The following is an 18,275-nucleotide window of genomic DNA, read 5'->3' as shown; positions in this document are numbered from 1 at the left end:
GACTGACAGTTCGTCCCGTGTGATGGGATGCGAGGTATGAGCGAGCGGACGAATCTGCACAAGCTGCGCCACAGCAGGACCCACGAGGCGCTGCGGCAGGTGGCCTTGAAGAGGTTCGCCAGCGAGGGGTTCGGCAACGTCACGGTGCAGGAGCTCGCGCGGGAAGCCGGAGTCACCGAGCGCACCTTCTTCCGGCACTTTCCCTCCAAGGAAGCCGTGCTGTTCCAGGACTACGACACCCAGGTGGAATGGCTGGCCGACGCGCTCGCGCGGCGTCCGCGCTCCGAGTCGCTGTTCGAGGCGGTGTTTGCCAGCGTCGAAAGCTTCCCCCACGACGTCGAAGTGGTCCGGCAGGCCGCGCTGGCCCGTGCCGAACTGATCACCGGCGAGCAGATCGCCGGGCATCTGCGCGTGGTTCAGTCGTCGTTCGCCGCGGTGTTCACCGACTTCGTCACCCAGCGCCACCCCGACATGGCGAACATCGATCTGATCGCCAAAGTCGCGGGCGCCACGCTGGCCGCGGCGCTGGTCGTCGCGGTGGAGAGTTGGGGGCGAGACGGCTGCACCGGAAGTTTGGCGGCGATCACCGCCGAGTGCCTGGACCTCGTGCGGTCGGGGCTGGCCCCGCTGGCGTGACGCGGAGTCCTCCGCTATGGCGAGCGTGCGTGTCGGTACGACGACACGCCGCAAACCATGGCAATGTGCGCACGCTCGCCGCAAGGGCGGCGCGGCCGACGAAAGCTAGCTGACCAGGCTGACCGACGTGGAGCGGCGCAGCTTGCCCGACGGCGTCTTCGGGATGGTGCCGGGACCGAGCACCACGACGTTGCGCGGCCGCACGTCGACCTCGGCCACCACCTCGTGGGCGACCTGGTGCTCGATGCGGCGCACCTCGGCCGGGTCCTGCCAGGCGTTGGACTCGACCGCGACGGCGAACGTCTCGCGGGAGTGGCCGGCATCCAGGCGCACCGCGACCGCGCAGCCCGGCCGGACCCCCTCGACGCGCCCGGCGGCCCGCTCGATGTCGGTCGGGTAGATGTTGCGGCCGGCCATGATGATGACGTCCTTGACGCGGCCGCAGACCACGACGTGGCCCTGTTCGGTGAGGTAGCCGAGGTCGCCGGTGTCGTACCAGCCGTGCTCGTCCTGGGCCGGGATGAAGCCGCCCATGGTGAGGTAGCCGGGCGTCAGCGACTCGCCGCGCAGCTCGATGACGCCGACGCCGCGCGCGGGCATCACGTTGCCGTTCTCGTCGATGATGCGCGCCTCGAGGTCCTTCAGCAGCGGACCCAGCGTGGCCAGCCGCCGCGTGTTGCCCTTGGTGGCGGGCACGGCCCGGCGCAGGGCCGCCAACAGGTCGGCGTCGACCTCGTCGACGACCAGGCCGGCGTTGCACTCCGAGAACGACACGGCCAGCGTCGTCTCGGCCATGCCGTAGGCCGGCAGGATCGCCGAGGGCCGCAGGCCGAACGGCTTGCCCGCGTCGAGCAGGTCCTCGACGTCGGCGGGTTCGACGGGCTCCGCGCCGGACAGCGCGAACCGCAGGGTCGACAGGTCGAAGTCGCCCGGCTTGGCGTTGCGGCGCAGCCGCTTGGCCAGCAGCGCGTAGGCGAAGTTGGGCGCCGCGGTCATGGTGCCCTTGTACTTGTCGATGAGCTTGGCCCACAGCAGCGTGTCTCGCAGGAAGTCCATCGGGGTGACCTTGACCAGCTCCGCGCCGAAGTACATCGGGATGGTCAGGAAGCCGACCATGCCCATGTCGTGGAAGCAGGGCAGCCAGCTCACCATGACGTCCTTGTCGACGTCGTACTGCGCGCCGATGAACATCGCCTCGGCGTTGGAGTAGATGTTGCGGTGGGTGATCTGGACGGCCTTGGGCGAACCGGTCGAACCGGACGTCAGCTGCATCAGCGCAAGGTCGTCCTCGCCCACCTCGACCGGGTCGATCGGCTCCGACGCCAGCAGCTCGGCGACCGTCAGGACCTTGATGCCCTTCTCCTCGAGCACCGGGATGGCGACCAGGAAGGGCTCGGAGACGATGACGGCCTTGGCCTCGATCATGCCGATGACGGTCATGGTGTCCTCGGCCCACACCGCGAGATCGGTGCGCAGCGTCGGCTGGTGCAGCATGGTCAGGCTGGCGCCGCGCATCCACAGCCCCTGCGCCGTCGGGGCGATCTCCACCGGGAAGCCGGCGAGCACGCCGACGGCGTCGCCGAGGCCGATGCCCGCGGCGGCCAGGCCGCCGGCGATGCGGCGGGCGCGCTCGTGCACCTCGCCCCAGGTGTGCCGGACGGGTGCGTGCGGTTCACCGGTGACCATGCCCGTCGTCGCGGTGCGCGCATTGCGGAACATCTTGTCGGTAAACCTGCTCACAAAAACCTCCTCGGTTCCGGCAATCTCCGCAAGGTCCGGATTCTCATGTTCCGCCCGCTGGGCGCCGCTGTGTAGCAGGCGCGCGAGCACAGTTGCGCAGCGGTTAGGTCTCGAACCGGTGATGAGCCGAGGAGTCCGCCGGGATGCCCGGCGGACAACGGAATGGATTGGTCGTGCTCACCGCTGCTCGTCACCGCGAGTTATCTTAAACTCCTCTTAAGTAACTGCCAAACCGTGGCGCGCTGTGAGTGGGATCTCACACCCCGGTCGACGCCGGAACCACGCGGGCGCCCGGCACCGGCCCGCTGGCGACGCGGACGGTGCGGCAGACGCCTTCGCCCGACAGCCGGGTCCCGACGTCGACCGCCTCGGCCGCCGACGTGCACAGGAACGCGCACGTCGGCCCCGAGCCGGACACGATGCCGGCCAGGGCGCCGGCCTCGACGCCGGCGCGCAGGGCGTTGCGCAGGGCGGGGTTCAGGCTCACCGCGGCCGCCTGCATCTCGTTGCCCAGCAGGGGGGCCAGCTGCTCCGGGTCCCCGGCCGCCAGGGCCGCCAGCACCGGGCCGGGCTCGTCGAGCCGCGGCGGAACCTTGCCCTTTCGGGGGGCCTCCCGCAGCCGGTCCAGCTCGGCGAAGACGTCCGGGGTGAGCAGCTCGCCATGCGCGAACGCCAGCACCCAGTGGAAGCTGTTGCGCGACAGCACGGTGGCCAGCTCCTCGCCGCGCCCGGTTCCCAGCGCGGTGCCGCCGTGCAGCGCGAACGGCACGTCACTGCCCAGCCGTGCCGCGAGCATGTGCAGGTCGCGGCGCGGCACGTTGAGCTCCCACAGCGAGTTCATCGCGACCAGCACCGCCGCCGCGTCGGCGCTGCCGCCCGCCATGCCGCCGGCCACCGGAATGGACTTGTCGATCATGATCGAGACGTCGGGCGCCCGGCCGACGTGGTCGGCCATGAGCTCGGCCGCCCGCCAGGCGAGGTTCCGCTCGTCGGTGGGCAGCGTCCCGGCGCCCTCCCCGACGAGCTCGAGCGTCAGCACGTCGGCGTTGCGAACGGTCACCTCGTCGAGCAGCGAAACGGCCTGGAACACCGTCGTCAGCTCGTGGTAGCCGTCCTCGCGGCGATCGTCCACCGCCAGGTACAGGTTGACCTTCCCGGGCACGCGCACCGTGACGGACCCTGTAGGCACCCACTGCGCGGCGGTGTTGCCGTCAGACACGATAAGCCCCGTCAGCCACGGCAGCAGACTATCGCTGCGGCAGGCGAACCACACGCAACTGCGCCCGGTCAGCTCGCCGAAGCATGGCCCGGGACGTGCGGCAGTGTGTCATCGGGGCCGTGTGCGTCGCCGGACCGCCGCAACAATCGCACGAAGTCGTCGATCGACAGGGTCTCGCCGCGACGGGCCGGGTCGATGCTGGCGGCCAGCAACCGATTCGCCGATTCGTTGCCCGAGCCCGCCCACTCGGCGAACGCGTTGCGCGACGTCTTGCGCCGCTGGGCGAACGCGATGTCCACCAGCTCGAACACCCGCCGCCGGAACGCCTCGTCGGTCGGCCACGGCGAGGTCGGATACCGGTCGATGCGAACCAAACCGGAATAGACGCGCGGAATCGGCCAGAAGACGGTCGGCGACACCATGCCGCACCGACGCACCCGCCCGAAGAACCGGATCTTCACGCTGGGCACGCCGTAGTCCTTGCCGCCCGGCTCGGCGGCGAGCCGCTCTGCCACCTCGGCCTGCACCATCACCGTGAGGACACGAATGGACGGGAATTCGGCGAGCAGATGCAGCAACGCCGGAACCGCCACGTTGTAGGGCAGGTTGGCGACCAGGGCGGTGGGTTCGCCGGACACCTCGGCGCGGCGCAGGGTCAACACGTCGCGGTTGAGGACCGTCAGCCGCTGGGCCTCACTGTGCGAATGCTCGGCGACCGTCTGCGGCAGCCGGCCGGCCAGCACCGGGTCGATCTCCACGGCGGTGACGGTGGCGCCCCGGTCCAGCAGCGCCAGCGTCAGCGAACCGAGGCCGGGACCGACCTCGAGGACGTGGTCGGACCGGCCGATGCCGGACGCCGCAACCACCCGGCGCACCGTGTTGGCGTCGTGGACGAAGTTCTGCCCCAGTGACTTCCGTGGCCGAAATTCCAGTTCTTTGGCCAGCCGCCTGATCTCGGTACGCCCGAGGAGCCGGATGGTCAGCTTGCACCAGCTCTTCCGCTGCACACCGGCCAGGCGCCCCAGCCCTGGCGTTGCCGGGTCACCTCGGCGATGGCGATCTGCTCTTCGCGGGTGGCGAGGTCGGCGCGCGGGGCGAACCGAAGCCCGCCGTTGCGCTCCCACGTGCCCTGGTCGAACTGCACACCCCCGTAATACCCGTTGCCGGTGTTGATCGCCCAGTTGCCGCCGGCCTCGCAGCCCGCGATGGCGTCCCAGACCGACCCGTTGCTCACCGGGGGCACATCGGTGCCGGGCTTGGTGCCCACGCGCACCACCGCCTCACGGGCCGGGGTGATCACCGTGTTGGCGACCGGCAGCCTCCCCGTCTCGACGCCGTTGACCGTGGCCACCGCGAACGTCACGTCCTGCATACCCGGGCTGCCCGGGTCCTCGACGACCTGGCGGCTGACGTTCATCCCAGGGTCCTCGATCCGGCGCGCCGGCGGCTGCAGCGGAATCCGCTCGGTGATCCGCTGAATCCGGTTGCGGGTCACCTGGATCTGCATCCCGTCGACGATCGGCGAGGCGGCGCCGGGTGTCACCTGGTCGCTCTCCAGCAGCGGCGCGCCGGCGGCGTTCAACAGCCCCGCCACGTTGGGCGCCGGCAGGTGCACGGTGCGGACCGCGCCCCCGTCGTTGATCTGCACCGTCTTGGCGCTGACGACCGGCAGCGTCATCCCCGCCAGCGGCACCCGGCTGCCGCGCGAGGCGGCCGCCGGGGCGGTGTCGGTCATGGCGAGCTGCGCCAGCGCCTCGTCGACGGTCGACGCCGTCGTCCACACCTGCCTGGCGTCGCGGCCGTCCAGCGAAATCTGCAGGGGCCGACTGCGCCGCAGGACGATGTCGGCGGCGTCGTGGACCTGCACATCGGCGGCCGGGTACAGGTCGTCGCGCTCGTCGACGTTGTAGCCGTTCTCCCGGACGATGTCGATCACCCGCGACTTCATTGTCGTCACCCGCATCGCGACGCCGTCGACCGTCAGCGTCACCGTCTTGGACGCGGACACCGCGAGCCCACCGGCGCATCCCAAGGTCAACAGCAGCGCCCCGACCAGGAGGCGCAATGTGGGTGATGAATTTTGATGAAGTTTTGTCAATACAGTCAACGCGTGCTACCCCGACCTCAGCAACAAGTCACGAACCACTCAGCAGGAAAATCACAAAAACGACAGCGGGGCCATCAGGCCCCCACCGTACGATCACAAGACGGTAACGAACCGGCCAATGTTGGGCAACTCCGGCGCAGCATTGTCAGCCAAATCACCCGTCGGGCACGCAGGTCACGAGGCCAGCCCATACACCCGGCGAGCATTGCTGGTCGTCATTCGCGCCACGTCTTCGGGGCGACGATCCAGCAGTTCAGCGATCGCCCGCACAGTATAAGGAAGGCAGTACGGCTCGTTCGCTGACCCGCGATAGGGATGCGGGGTCAGAAATGGCGCGTCGGTTTCCACCAAAAGCTGTTCCAGCGGTATCAGCGGCACGCCGTCGCGCAGCGCGCGGGCGTTGCGGAAGCTCACGGTCCCCGACAGGCTGAGCAACCATCCGGCGTCCACGCAGCGGCGGGCCATCGCCGCGTCCGACGAAAAGCAGTGGAAGATCACGGCGTCCGGGGCGCCCTCGGCGGCCAGCACGTCGAGGACCGCGGCGTCGGCGTCCCGGTTGTGGATCATCAGCGGTTTCCCGCACCGCTTGGCCAGCTCGATGTGCCAGGCGAACGCCTCCCGCTGCGCGGCGGGCTCCGCGCAGCCGTCCAGGCGGCCGGGCCAGTACAGGTCCATTCCGGTTTCGCCGACGGCCACCACCCTGGGCAGGGCGGCCAGTCGCTCGATCTCGGCTCGGGCGGCGTCGTCCAGCGCGTTCGCGCGGGTCGGGTGCAACCCCACGGCGGCGTAGACGCGGGGATCCCACTCGGCGGCCCGCGCCACCCAGCGCGCCGAGTCCAGGTCGTCGGCGATGGTGACCACCGCGCCCACCCCGACGGCCGCCGCGCGGTCGACGATGGCCCGCACGCCGTCGGCGTCCCGCGCCCCGCACGCGTCGAGATGGGTGTGCGCGTCGACCAAGGGCGCCAGCGGCTCGGGCGCCGGCGGCGCTTCTCGTGCACCAGAGCGGTTGGAGCTCACCGCCACACAATAGGGGCCACCCAATAGGGTGAGTCTCGATGAGGCCCTACTACGTCACCACCGCGATCACGTACCCCAACGCCGCGCCGCACCTGGGGCACGCGTACGAGTACATCGCCACCGACGCGATCGCGCGGTTCAAGCGGCTCGACGGTTTCGACGTGCGGTTCCTGACCGGCACCGACGAGCACGGCCTCAAGGTCGCCCAGGCCGCGGCGGCCGAGGGGCTGCCCACCGCCGACCTGGCCCGCCGCAACTCCGACGTCTTCGAGCGCCTGCAGGAGCGGCTCAACATCTCCTTCGACCGGTTCATCCGCACCACCGACCCCGACCACCACGAGGCGTCCAAGGAGATCTGGCGACGGATGGTCGCCGCGGGCGACATCTACCTCGACGCCTACAAGGGGTGGTACTCGGTGCGCGACGAGCGCTTCTTCGTCGAATCGGAAACCGAAGTGGTGGGCGGGACCCGGATCGCCGTCGAGACCGGCACGCCGGTGACCTGGACCGAGGAGCAGACCTATTTCTTCCGGCTCTCGGCGTACGCGGACAAGCTGCTGGCCCATTACGAGGCGAACCCCGACTTCATCGCCCCCGAGGTGCGGCGCAACGAGGTGGTCAGCTTCGTCTCCGGCGGCCTGCGCGACCTGTCGATCTCGCGGACGTCGTTCGACTGGGGGGTGCAGGTGCCCGAGCACCCCGACCACGTCATGTACGTCTGGGTCGACGCGCTGACCAACTACCTGACCGGCGTGGGCTACCCCGACACCGACTCCGAGCTGTTCCGCCGCTACTGGCCCGCGGACCTGCACATGATCGGCAAGGACATCATCCGGTTCCACACCGTCTACTGGCCCGCGTTTTTGATGTCGGCGGGAATCGAGCTGCCGCGCCGGGTTTTTGCGCACGGGTTTTTGCTCAACCGCGGCGAGAAGATGAGCAAGTCGGTGGGCAACAGCGTCGCCCCGGACGCCCTGGTCGAGACCTTCGGGCTGGATCAGGTGCGCTACTTCCTGTTGCGCGAGGTGCCGTTCGGCCAGGACGGCAGCTACAGCGAAGAGGCGATCATCACCCGCATCAACACCGACCTGGCCAACGAGCTGGGCAACCTGGCGCAGCGGTCGCTGTCGATGGTGGCCAAGAATCTGGGCGGCGTGGTGCCCGACCCGGGCGAATTGAGCGCCGCGGACCGTGAGCTGCTGGCGGCCGCCGACGGCCTGCTCGAGCGCGTGCGCGCCAACTTCGACGCCCAAGCGATGCACCTGGCGCTCGAGGCGATCTGGCTGATGCTCGGGGAGGCGAACAGGTACTTCTCCGCCCAGCAGCCGTGGGTCCTGCGCAAGAGCGAATCCGAGGCCGATCAGGCCAGGTTTCGCGCCGTGCTCTACACCACCTGCGAGGCCGTGCGCATCGCGGCGCTGCTGGTGCAGCCCGTCATGCCGGACTCGGCCGGAAGGCTGCTGGATCTGCTCGGGCAGGACCACGACCGACGCGCTTTCGCGGCGATCGGCGCGCGACTGGTTCCGGGCACCGCGTTACCGGCGCCGGCCGGCGTGTTCCCGCGGTACCAGCCGCCGCCCTCTTCCGACAGCGAGTGACCGGTAGCGGAGTCGTCCAGCAAACCCGTTGAGCGGGAATCGTGAGGGTGTGGGAAAGGGGCACCTGAATGGCCCCATTTCGTAGTCCATAATCGGCGTGTGGAGCGACGACGAAACCCGCAACACGGTCAATCGCCGATGACTGCGTTGCAGGAGTTGCCCGCGTTGGTCGTCCTGGAGAGAGTGCCTATTCCGGTGCTCGCCGTCGCGCATGACGGCAGCATCCTGTTCACCAATAGCGCGTTCGCCGAGATGGTGGGCCGCACGCCGGAAGAGGTTCTGTCCCTGCGGTTTCAGGAGATTTTCTATGAAGCCTCGGGGTCGGAATCGCTGCTTCCGGTCGTTCATGCCCTCGCGAACATGGTCGTCAAATTGGCGCACAAAGACGGTTCGGTCGTGCGAGCTTTGATGAGCAGGTCGGCACTCATGCGGGCGGACGATCAGTTCGCCCTTGCGGCCTTCCAGGATCTGACCGAGCAATTGTGGGTGCACGAGCATTAGAGTTGGCCGCCGGTCAGGCGGCGCTGCGGCGCAATTGGATACCTGGCGTGAGGGCGTCTCGGGCGAACCTACCCGATCGCGATATCGGCCCGTCTCGCCTAGCCGACCTCCGGCACCGAAGCGGCGCCGGCGGATGGCGGTTCGGACGGGCGGCCGTGGCGGAGGGCCTCGCGCGCAAGAAATTCACGGAAGTAAGGAAGCGACGCCTCCGTGACGATGCCGGCGAGGATGAGTTCCCAGAATCGGGTCGGGGGGCCGGCCAGGCGATCGGCGACGGCCCGGTCTTCACCGCGCGCCGCGACACCCTTGGCCGCGATCGCGTGGAACAGCAGGCGCGTTCCGAACATGGCGCCGATGATCGACTCGCTGACCGCTTCGGCATCGAGATCCGGTCGCAGGTCGCCTTCGGCGCTCGCCCTGCGAGCCTGGGCGGCCATCAGCTCAATCAGGTTCGTGCAGAAGTGCGTGGCCGCTTCGTTGAAACCGCTCAAGGCAGCCGTCAATTGCTCAGCCGAGCCGGCCGTTTTGTCAGAGGTGAGCGCGTTCGCGATCGTGAACGTGCCGTGAATCATGTTTTCGAGCGCCGGCGATGACGAGCCGCAGACGTTGCGGAACGCGGCGAGTATTGTCTCCGAGCCCTCCTCGATGATGGCGGATGCCAGCGATTCCTTCGAGTCGAAGTGGTGGTAGAGGGCCCCCTTGGTCATCCCCGTCCGCTCGATGATCGTGTTCCAGCCGGCCGCCGCGTAGCCGACCTCGCCGAATACGTCGATCGCGGCGTCGAGGATTCTTCGGCGGGTGGCTTCCGACCGAACCTGGCGCGCCATTGCGTCTACACCTCCGGAGTTCCATCGATTGTGCTTGGGGTCCCGGATCTCGATGTGTTCACAAATCTTCCGGCCAGGCAGGTAAGCGTAACAGCCGCCGCCACGCGGTCCCGCCGCGCGATTCGCGCACTAGTCGGAATCCGGTCCCGTCGAGCTGGCCGTGATCGCCAGCGCCGCGCGTCGCCTCAGGAACTGGCGGAAGTAGTCGATCCGACCCGCCTGCAAGATGCCGGTCAGCAACAGAAGCCAGCACTTCTCCAAGTCCTGCAGGAAACGTTCCGGCTCTTCGAGACTGCTCGTCTGCCGCAGCCCCATGTGCAGGGAGACCATCAGGCGCCCCAGATCCTGGGGATCACAGTGCTGGTCGATGTCGCCCTCCGCGATGGCCTGCTCGACGACTCCGGACAGGGCCTTGGCCCATTCCTCCAGAAGTCGCTTCTGCAGCCCTTCCGACCGACCGACCGACTCGAGCAGGTTGAGCCCGGCCCGCACGCCGTCGGTTTGGATATCCGCGACGGCGATCAGATAGGAGAAGTCGATGAGGGTCTCCAAGCCCGACAGTCCGCGACTGAGCAGATCGTCCACCGCGACCGTGCCGACGGCGGTCTGCCGTTCGATAATGGCCACGGCCAACGCGTGCTTGGACCGGAAATGGAAGTACATTGCGCCTTTGGTCAGTTCCGCATCGGCGAGGATGTCGTCGAGGCCGACATCGTGGTAGGCCCGTCGAGCAAACTGGTGCGAGGCGGCGCGCAAAATCTGTCGCCGCGTCGCGTCGGCGCGTCCGTCGGTCGAGTGGGTGGTCATCGGAACCGCGAACTCAGCCCTGAAGCGCGGCTTGATCGCGCTTCCCGAAAAGAAACGCGAAGTATCGTTCAGGGACCTGTGTCACGGGCCGGATCGATCGTGTTCATGTTGGCGATGCCTTCCTGAGCAGGGCACAAACTCGGTTCTCGAGCGAGCACTCAACCGCCTCTGAGGCTAGCAGCCGGTCGTCCCCCTGCGGGGTTCAACGCTCCGGATTGAGATGATGGACTTGCAAATACTTTCGGTGCATAATTAGCGAATGTCCGAGACCAATAGTATGGATTGGGAGGGGTCCTGTGGCTAATAGTTTGTCCTGGTCCGAGGTCTGTTCGCCACCCCTGCGGCCCGGCGGCACCTGGTGACCCCTCCCCCGACGAGCGCCGCGGGTGCGGGCGGCTCGGCGATTTGCTTCACGACAGTGCGCGACGGCCGCAGCAGCCGACCCGCATCGCAGACGCGGACCGCGCGGAGGGACCACACCGCCGCGCAGAGAATGGGGAGTCAGATGCTCTGTCGGTTATGTGACTCGGACAGCCTGGTCAGCGTCCTGGACCTCGGCGCCACTCCACGTTGTGAGACGTTCCTGGCCGCCCGCGACCTCGATCGCCCGGAGCTGACGTTTCCGCTACACCTGCGGTTGTGTGAGGACTGCCTGCTGCTGCAGATACCGGCAGCGATCACGCCCGAGGACACGTTCACCGAATACGCCTACTTCGCTTCCTATTCGGACAGTCGGGTGCAGCACGCCAAGCACTTCGTCGACGAGGCCATCGGACGACTCGGGCTCGGACCGCACTCGCGCGTCATCGAGGTCGGCAGCAATGACGGCTACCTGCTTCGACACGTCGTCGCGGCGGGCGTGCCATGCCTGGGCATCGAACCGTCGGACAACGTCGGGGCCGCCGCTCGCGAGCGGAATGTCCCGACGTTATCGGCTTTCCTGAATGAGGAGCTCGCGGCCGAGATTCGCAACGAATACGGACCGGCCGATTTGGTTGTCGCGAACAATGTTTACGCGCACACACCCGATGTACGTGGCTTCACCCGTTCCCTGCGGAGATTGATGGATGACGACGGCTGGCTGAGCATCGAGGTGCACCACGCGCTGAACCTGGTGCGGCTGGGGCAGTTCGACACGATTTACCACGAGCACTTCCAGTACTACACGTTGTTTTCGGCGATCTGCGTATTGGCCACCGTCGGGTTGGCCGTGGTCGACGTAGAGCTCCTGCCCACCCACGGTGGGTCCATACGCATCTGGGCACGCTCGGCGGACATTGCCGGACGGCCGACCGACCGGGTGGATCAGGTGATGCGCGCCGAGGAGGCGGCCGGACTACACCAGGTCGACGGCTATCTGCGACTGCGTCCCCGGACCGAAGCCATCCGGCACGAGCTGCTGCGCTTCTTGTTGCAGTGCCGCGCCGAGGGCAAGCGCGTTGTCGGCTATGGTGCGCCGAGCAAGGGCAACACCCTCCTCAACTACTGCGGGATCCGCACCGACCTCCTCGAATACACCGTCGACCGCAACCCCTACAAGCACGGTCGCTTCACGCCGGGAACCCGAATCCCGATATACCCGGTGGAGCGCATCGCCCAGGACCGCCCAGACGTGGTGCTGGCGTTGCCGTGGAACCTCGAGACCGAACTGACCGATCAGCTCGGTTACCTCGCCGAATGGGGCGGCCGACTCGTCTTTCCGCTTCCGGCGCTGCACGACGCGCTAAGCGGCGGCGTGCAGCCCTGAGGGCCGCGCGTGTAGCGCGGTCCGGCCCCCGGCTGACAGGTCACCGAAGTCACTGACCGTTCGCTGACACCGCCGAGTCCCTCGGGATGTCCAGCGTGGCAATCGGATACAGCCCGGCGCCGTCGCGGCCGTCGCGGGCCAACGCCATGGGGGCGTAGTTCACCACGTGCGACGCGCCCGGCTTGTGCTGCTGCCAGTCCACGGACGCGCGCAGGGTGTAGTGGCCCGGCGCCAGGCCCGTCAGATCGACGCGCACCGTCTCGGTCGACGAAGCCGGAACGGCCTCCTCGCGTGCGGAGCTGGTGTCGTCGCTCACCAGCGTCTTGAGGTTGACTGTCGCCCGCAGGCTGCGAACCACCGCCCCGGAGAAGTCCACCAGCCGGTAGCCGGGCGCCCACTGCTCGGTGGCGACCGCCGAGCCGTAGTTGGTCCAGGCGACCGAGATGGTCGCCACCTTGCCCTGTATCGATTGGGAGCCCGGCCGCCCCTCGACCGAATACCGGTAGCCCGCCGAGGTATTGGCCTGGGCCCACAGCAACAACAGGTTGGGGTCCATCGCCGCCCTGGACTCACGGTCCGGGAAGTTGACGCTCGACGTCATCGACACGTGGTACCTGACGACGTCGCGCAGGCCCTTCTCGTAGTAAGACCGCGGGTCGGTTCCGTTGGGCAACCGGCACCACTCGCTGATCACCGGCGCCGACGCCATCCGCTGCTTGACGGCGTTGACGACGGCGTCGTTGTCCCGTACGTATTGCGAGTCGCTCGATTCGGCCCACCCGGGCAACGGCCCTTGCACGCCAAGGCAATCCGAGCGGATGCCCACCGGCGCCGACAGTTTCTTGGTCACGTCGTCGGCCAGCAGCTCGCGCACGATCTCGGGATTCTGCGGGGTGACCACCAATTGCGTGTGCGGGAACGCGTTGACGTTCGCCGCGACCAGTTGGCGAATCGAGTCGGTCGTGATGCTCTGATCGCGGAACTGACTGTAATAGCCCAGCATCGCCTTGCTCTCATCGGGCGCGGGACCGGGCGCACCCAAAACGTCACGCAGATAGGCGATGTGGTTCTCGCCGAAGTCCCCGTAACCGGAGAACTCGAACACGGACAGGCGTTCGTCGCCGTCGTAGCGGCGACCCAGCGCGGCGAGCAGCTGGGCAAACGCGCTCAGGTAATTGGGGTCGTTCCAGCGCGGCACCACCTGCGTCACCCCGGGCGCCGGGCCGTTCGGCGGCGCGGGATAGGGGGTGGCCGCCGCCCTCATCCAGTCGGGAATCGCGATGTTGGTGTTGTCGGGGTAGGAATCGTTGCAACACGAGTTGTAGGCATACACGCCCAGGGTCAGCCGCATGTTGCGGTCCTGCAGCTTCGTCAGCGCGTCGTCGATCGCGCTGAAGTCGAACTTGCGATCGTCGGGGGCGTCGGGCGGCAGGGTTCGCGGATCGATGGGCTGCAGCTGCCGCCACGAGATGCGCAGGCTGGCGTCATAGGAGGCCGGCCACGCCGGGTACCGCTGCTGCGCCGGATTGCCTTGGGGGAACAGCGGACTCAGCAGATCCTCGTACTGGCCGCGCAACGGGTTGGCGATCTCCTGAACGGTGGGCGGGATGGCCGGAAAGACCATCGCGGACAGCGGCCCCGGGTTGGGGTGGCCGCCGCATCCGCTCAGCACCTGCGCCGCGCACGCGATGACTGCGACGAGGGCCCTTCGACCCCTCTTGTTCGACGAACGAAACATCGGCGCTAAATCGCGCCTAACGACAGCGCCTCGCGGTCGGCAAGAAACGGCATCGGCATCCAGCGCGCGGACAGCAGTGCCTCCATCGCGTTGCCCGGGACGGGCCGCGAGAGCAGGAAGCCCTGCGCGCGGTGGCATCCGTGCTGCATCAAAGTCAGTGCGGCGGCGGGTGTCTCGACCCCCTCGGCGACCAGTTGCAGGCCGAACGCCTCGGCCAATCCGATGATCGCCCGAACGATCGCCAGGTCGCCGGCGTTGGTGCCCAAGTCGCGGACGAACCCGGTGTCGATCTTGAGCATGTCGACCGGGAGTGACTTCAGGTGCGACAGAACCGCATAGCCGGTGCCGAAGTCGTCGATGGCGATCTGGACCCCCACATCCTTGAGCTCGTGCAGGGTCTTGCGGGTGGTTTCGATGTCGTGGACCACGGCCCGCTCGGTGATCTCCAGACAGACCGATCCCGCGTCGATACCGAACTCCTCGATGGTGTCGGCGACGCTGCGCACGAAGCCGCGCGTGATGAGCTGGACGGGCGACACGTTGATGCGCAGGACCGCGCTCTGGCCAACGCCATTGGCCCGCCACCGGGCGAATTCGGCGCAGGCGCTGCGCATCACCCACCGGCCCAATTCCCCTGCCAGATTGGTCGATTCGGCCACCCCGATGAACGAATCCGGCAACAGCAGGCCCCAGATCGGGTGTCGCCAGCGGACCAGCGCCTCGGCGGCCACTATCGCGCCGGTCCACAGGTCGACCTCGGGCAGATAGTGGAGCAGCAGCGCTTCGCTGTCGATGTCGCCCTGCAGGTGCAGCTCGATGTCATTGCGGAAGGCGCTTTTCAGCGACATGTCGTCGGTGGACAGCGCGACCTGGTTGCCGCCCGCGCGCTTGGCGGTCAACACGGCCTCGTCGGCCCGCCGCAACAGATCGCTGCAGTTGTCCCGCCCCGGCATGCCGACGGCCAGGCCGATGCTCACCGTGCGGGTGATCATGTGCCCGCCGAAAGCCAGGCGCTCGCACAGCATGGAAGCGAGCCGGCGGGCGAACGCCTCCGCGGTCCCCGTCGACGTCGGCTGGTCGGGGATGACGACGAACTCGTCACCGCCCAGCCGGGCGATCATGGCCTCGCTTCCCGCGCACACCCGAATGCGTTGCGCGAAAACACGGATGAACCAGTCGCCCGCGGTGTGACCGAGGTAGTCGTTGATCGGCTTGAGCCGGTCCAGGTCGAGGTACAAAACCGCGACGGGGCCCGGGCTTCCCGGCGCGAGCCGTTCGGTCAGGTGCGCGACCAGCGCGCGCCGGTTGTACAGGCCGGTCAGATCGTCGTGCTCGGCCAGGTAGCGCAGCTTCTCTTCGGCGGCGATGCGGGCCTGCAGCTGCGCGAACAGCGCGGCGACCGCCTCCAGCGTGTTGATCTCTTCTTGCTTCCACTTCCGGGCGCCGTTCTTGACGAACCCGAGCACCCCGGTGGTGGTCTCACCCGACACCAGCGGGGCGGCGGCCACCGACGGCGAGGCCGCCTGCTTGGCCCCGCCCGCCCGGCGGCCCAACGCGCGGTTGTTCTGCTCCGGGCGGATCACGACCGGCTTCCGCCCGTGCTCGCACTGGGCGAGCACCGGGTCGGCGCTGGTGAAGTGGACGACGGCCATCGGGTCGGGGTCCGGAATGTCGGTGCGCGGCGGCCACTCCGCCACCAACACCGAGGCACGGATGTCGTGGTCGTGGTGGCGCAGGAAGCTGGCGTCCAGATCGAACTGCTCGACGAGCTGCGCAAGCACCCTTTCACTCACCCGGGTCGCGGTCGATCCCGTGGCCTCCATCAGCTGCGTCGCCACCGAAGTCACGACGAGATCCAGGCTGCGCGGCAAGGACTCCTCCGATGGGCACGGGCCCCGGCTGGGCTTGGCCAATCCGGGGCCTAATCACGGGAAATTTCGCGGTGTCAGTGTTCGGTCCGGGGTCACGAAGTGGTGCGAAGCGTACCATGTGCGACCCGGCCCGGACCCGGTAACGCCTGGTCCCGACGGGAACGGTGGACACCGCGGATGCCTGTCGCGCCCGGCAGCGGTGGCTCGCTCACGCCCGCGCCGACAACGTCCTCTTCGGGGTCGTCTTCGGGGTCGTCTTCGGGCCCGACAAGTGAGACAGCTCACAGTCGCACCGCGGCTGTCACGCCCGGCCGGGCTCCGGTGTCTCAAGGGCAACAATCCCGTGAGAGGTAGGAGACAGACATGACCGAACAGGCCACCCAGAAGACCCACGTCGTCGTCGTCGGCGGCGGATACTCCGGAACCCTGGCCGCCAATCGTCTGCGGCAGCGCACCGACGTCGACGTGACCCTGATCAACCCGCGTCCGGTCTTCGTGGAGCGGATCCGCCTGCACCAGCTGATCGCCGACACCGGCGTCGCGATCGCCGACTACGACAGCCTGCTGGGCGAGGGCATCGGGCTGATCGTCGACGCCGTCGATCGCATCGAGCCCGCCGACCGGCGCGTGGTGCTGGGCTCGGGCGCCGAACTGGACTATGACTACCTCGTCTACGCCGTCGGGAGCACCGGCGCGATGCCGCCGACCGTGCCCGGCGCGGCCGAGTTCGCGCACTCGGTCGCCGACCTGGAGAGCGCGCAGCGGCTGCACCACACGCTCGCCGACCTGCCGCTGAGCGCGCCGATCACGGTCGTAGGCGGCGGGCTGACCGGAATCGAGACGGCCTCCGAGCTGGCCGAGCTGGGCCGCCCGGTGACCCTGGTCTGCGGCGGTGTCCTGGGCCCGTCGCTGAGCGGGCGGGGTCGGCGTTCGGTGGCCAGGCAACTGCGCGGCCTCGAGGTCGACGTGCTCGAATCCGCCGCGGCCGCCGAGGTGCGCCCGGACGCGGTGGTGCTCACCAACGGCGCCGCGCTGCCCAGCGCCGCGACGGTGTGGACGGCCGGGTTCACCGTGCCGGACCTGGCGGCGCGCAGCGGGCTGAGCACCGACGCGGTGGGCCGGCTGCTCACCGATGAGACGCTGACCAGCATCGACGACGGCCGCATCGTCGCCGCCGGGGACGCGGCCGCCCCGTCGGGCCGGCCGCTGCGGATGAGCTGCCAGGCCGCCGGACCGTTGGGCGTCCAGGCCGCCAACACCGTGCTCAGCCGCATCGCCGGAGAGACCCCGGCGTTGCTGAACCAGGCGTTCACGGGCCAGTGCATCAGCGTGGGGCGCTCGCACGCCACCATTCAGCTCGCCCGCAAGGACGACACCCCGGTGGACCTGTACGTCGGCGGGCGCATCGCGGCGTCGGTCAAGGAGACCGTGTGCAAGGCCACGCTGTGGGCGATCCGGCGCGAGGCCGCCAAGCCGGGCTCGTACTTCTGGCTCAAGGGGGGCGCGCGGCCAGCGCAATCCCCGGCCGACGAGCGGGTCGGGCTGCGGGGACCGCGGTGACCCGCTCGTCCGAGCACGCCGACCGGTTCACGTTGCTGCGGCCGCTGCTGTTCACCATCGCCTACGAGATCCTCGGCTCGGCGACCGAGGCCGACGACGTGCTGCAGGACAGCTACCTGCGCTGGGCGGCCGTGGACCTGTCGGCCGTGCGCGACACCAAGTCCTACCTGGCCCAGCTGGTCACCCGGCAGGCGCTCAACGCGCTGCGCGCCGACGCCCGCCGCCGCGAGGAGTACGTGGGGCCCTGGCTGCCCGAGCCGCTGCTGCTCGACGACCAGGATCCCTCGGCGGATGTCGTTCTGGCGGAATCGGTTTCGATGGCGATGCTGGTTCTGCTGGAAACCCTGAGCCCCGACGAACGCGCGGTGTTCGTGCTGCGCGAGGTGTTCGGTTTCGACTACGGCGAGATCGCCGAGGCGGTCGGCAAACCGGCGCCGACCGTCCGCCAGGTCGCCCACCGCGCCCGCGAACACGTGCGGGCGCGACGCAAGCGGTTCGACGCGGCGGATCCCGAGCGCAACGCCGAGATCACCGCCCAGTTCCTGTCCGCGGCGGCCACCGGCGACGTGGAGGCGCTGATGGCGATGCTCGCGCCCGACGCCACCTGGACGGCCGACAGCGGGGGCATCGTCAGCGCCGCGCGCAGGCCGGTCGTCGGCGCCGACCGGGTGGCCCGGGCCATCGCCGGGTTGATGCGCCGGGCCGCGGCCATGGCGGGGGCGCGCGTCGCCATGGTCACCTGCAACAGCGCCCCGGCGGTGCTGCTCTACCTCGGCGAACAGCTGGAAGGGCTGATCACGCTCGAGATCGCCGACGGCAAGATCACCAACTTCTACGTGATGCGCAACCCGCACAAGCTGGCCGCCCTCGCCAGCGCCCGCGACATCAGCCGCGGTTAACTCTG

At 68.7% G+C, this 18,275-nt stretch carries 15 protein-coding genes; 6 read left to right on the top strand and 9 right to left on the bottom strand.

The genetic code is table 11. The features are described from left to right. Nucleotides 1-36 precede the first annotated feature (36 nt). On the top strand, nucleotides 37-636 hold the full coding sequence (locus A5705_RS24605; RefSeq protein ID WP_067877508.1) for a TetR/AcrR family transcriptional regulator: 600 nt from the start codon (nucleotides 37-39) through the stop codon (nucleotides 634-636). Nucleotides 637-741: 105 nt separating this feature from the next. On the opposite strand, the gene A5705_RS24600 is transcribed toward A5705_RS24605, so the two are convergent. The 5 genes from A5705_RS24600 to A5705_RS24580 form a co-directional block, all read right to left on the bottom strand. After that, nucleotides 742-2,376 (bottom strand): fatty acyl-AMP ligase, encoded by a 1,635-nt coding sequence (locus A5705_RS24600; protein ID WP_067877866.1) that lies wholly within the window; start codon nucleotides 2,374-2,376, stop codon nucleotides 742-744. 256 nt (nucleotides 2,377-2,632) lie between these two features. Then, nucleotides 2,633-3,595: a 4-(cytidine 5'-diphospho)-2-C-methyl-D-erythritol kinase gene (locus A5705_RS24595; RefSeq protein WP_068280596.1), complete on the bottom strand. Its 963-nt coding sequence runs from the start codon at nucleotides 3,593-3,595 to the stop codon at nucleotides 2,633-2,635. A 68-nt stretch (nucleotides 3,596-3,663) separates the two neighbouring features. Continuing rightward, nucleotides 3,664-4,611, bottom strand: a complete 948-nt coding sequence (rsmA, locus tag A5705_RS24590) for a 16S rRNA (adenine(1518)-N(6)/adenine(1519)-N(6))-dimethyltransferase RsmA (protein ID WP_067877872.1) — start codon at nucleotides 4,609-4,611, stop codon at nucleotides 3,664-3,666. Further along, the gene (locus A5705_RS24585) at nucleotides 4,575-5,702 is read right to left on the bottom strand and encodes a resuscitation-promoting factor (RefSeq protein WP_067877510.1); all 1,128 of its coding nucleotides are present in this window, start codon (nucleotides 5,700-5,702) and stop codon (nucleotides 4,575-4,577) included. The genes rsmA and A5705_RS24585 overlap by 37 nt, the downstream gene beginning before the upstream one ends. A gap of 174 nt (nucleotides 5,703-5,876) precedes the next feature. Further along, nucleotides 5,877-6,728 carry a TatD family hydrolase gene (locus A5705_RS24580; protein WP_068280548.1) on the bottom strand — a complete coding sequence of 284 codons (852 nt, stop codon included), beginning with the start codon at nucleotides 6,726-6,728 and terminating at the stop codon, nucleotides 5,877-5,879. Nucleotides 6,729-6,760: 32 nt separating this feature from the next. Here A5705_RS24580 and metG point away from each other — a divergent pair, with 32 nt between their 5' ends. Then, a complete protein-coding gene (gene metG, locus A5705_RS24575; RefSeq protein WP_068280546.1) occupies nucleotides 6,761-8,320 on the top strand; it encodes a methionine--tRNA ligase in 1,560 nt (519 codons plus the stop codon). A gap of 138 nt (nucleotides 8,321-8,458) precedes the next feature. Continuing rightward, a complete protein-coding gene (locus tag A5705_RS24570; protein ID WP_067877519.1) occupies nucleotides 8,459-8,821 on the top strand; it encodes a PAS domain-containing protein in 363 nt (120 codons plus the stop codon). A 98-nt stretch (nucleotides 8,822-8,919) separates the two neighbouring features. Here the strand turns inward: A5705_RS24570 and A5705_RS24565 are convergent, their stop codons facing one another. Together A5705_RS24565 and A5705_RS24560 are read right to left on the bottom strand one after the other, a co-directional pair. Further along, a complete protein-coding gene (locus tag A5705_RS24565) occupies nucleotides 8,920-9,648 on the bottom strand; it encodes a TetR/AcrR family transcriptional regulator (RefSeq protein WP_067877522.1) in 729 nt (242 codons plus the stop codon). Nucleotides 9,649-9,777: 129 nt separating this feature from the next. Beyond that, on the bottom strand, nucleotides 9,778-10,455 hold the full coding sequence (locus A5705_RS24560; protein WP_067877525.1) for a TetR/AcrR family transcriptional regulator: 678 nt from the start codon (nucleotides 10,453-10,455) through the stop codon (nucleotides 9,778-9,780). A 505-nt stretch (nucleotides 10,456-10,960) separates the two neighbouring features. Between A5705_RS24560 and A5705_RS24555 the strand changes: the two genes are divergently transcribed. After that, nucleotides 10,961-12,202, top strand: coding sequence for a class I SAM-dependent methyltransferase (locus A5705_RS24555; RefSeq protein WP_067877528.1), 1,242 nt, complete (start codon nucleotides 10,961-10,963; stop codon nucleotides 12,200-12,202). A 49-nt stretch (nucleotides 12,203-12,251) separates the two neighbouring features. On the opposite strand, the gene A5705_RS24550 is transcribed toward A5705_RS24555, so the two are convergent. Together A5705_RS24550 and A5705_RS24545 are read right to left on the bottom strand one after the other, a co-directional pair. Continuing rightward, the gene (locus A5705_RS24550; protein WP_068280543.1) at nucleotides 12,252-13,940 is read right to left on the bottom strand and encodes a hypothetical protein; all 1,689 of its coding nucleotides are present in this window, start codon (nucleotides 13,938-13,940) and stop codon (nucleotides 12,252-12,254) included. Between the two features lie 5 nt (nucleotides 13,941-13,945). Continuing rightward, nucleotides 13,946-15,811, bottom strand: coding sequence for a bifunctional diguanylate cyclase/phosphodiesterase (locus A5705_RS24545; protein ID WP_067877534.1), 1,866 nt, complete (start codon nucleotides 15,809-15,811; stop codon nucleotides 13,946-13,948). 363 nt (nucleotides 15,812-16,174) lie between these two features. Between A5705_RS24545 and A5705_RS24540 the strand changes: the two genes are divergently transcribed. Continuing rightward, nucleotides 16,175-17,371, top strand: coding sequence for an NAD(P)/FAD-dependent oxidoreductase (locus A5705_RS24540; protein WP_067877537.1), 1,197 nt, complete (start codon nucleotides 16,175-16,177; stop codon nucleotides 17,369-17,371). Next, nucleotides 17,368-18,270, top strand: a complete 903-nt coding sequence (locus A5705_RS24535; RefSeq protein WP_067877540.1) for an RNA polymerase sigma-70 factor — start codon at nucleotides 17,368-17,370, stop codon at nucleotides 18,268-18,270. The genes A5705_RS24540 and A5705_RS24535 overlap by 4 nt, the downstream gene beginning before the upstream one ends. The last annotated feature ends 5 nt before the right edge of the window (nucleotides 18,271-18,275 follow it).

The organism is Mycobacterium sp. E787 (assembly GCF_001668725.1).
GTDB lineage: Bacteria > Actinomycetota > Actinomycetes > Mycobacteriales > Mycobacteriaceae > Mycobacterium.
Note: the sequence above shows the minus strand (reverse complement) of the source record. Positions and strands in the feature narration are given on the sequence as shown.

Excerpts from the sequence above, each read along its gene's own strand:
- A5705_RS24565 (WP_067877522.1), bottom strand. The coding sequence starts at position 9,648 with ATGGCGCGCCAGGTTCGGTCGGAAGCCACCCGCCGAAGAATCCTCGAC.
- A5705_RS24540 (WP_067877537.1), top strand. The coding sequence starts at position 16,175 with ATGACCGAACAGGCCACCCAGAAGACCCACGTCGTCGTCGTCGGCGGC.
- A5705_RS24555 (WP_067877528.1), top strand. The coding sequence starts at position 10,961 with ATGCTCTGTCGGTTATGTGACTCGGACAGCCTGGTCAGCGTCCTGGAC.
- A5705_RS24560 (WP_067877525.1), bottom strand. The coding sequence starts at position 10,455 with ATGACCACCCACTCGACCGACGGACGCGCCGACGCGACGCGGCGACAG.
- metG (WP_068280546.1), top strand. The coding sequence starts at position 6,761 with ATGAGGCCCTACTACGTCACCACCGCGATCACGTACCCCAACGCCGCG.
- A5705_RS24550 (WP_068280543.1), bottom strand. The coding sequence starts at position 13,940 with ATGTTTCGTTCGTCGAACAAGAGGGGTCGAAGGGCCCTCGTCGCAGTC.
- A5705_RS24570 (WP_067877519.1), top strand. The coding sequence starts at position 8,459 with ATGACTGCGTTGCAGGAGTTGCCCGCGTTGGTCGTCCTGGAGAGAGTG.
- A5705_RS24605 (WP_067877508.1), top strand. The coding sequence starts at position 37 with ATGAGCGAGCGGACGAATCTGCACAAGCTGCGCCACAGCAGGACCCAC.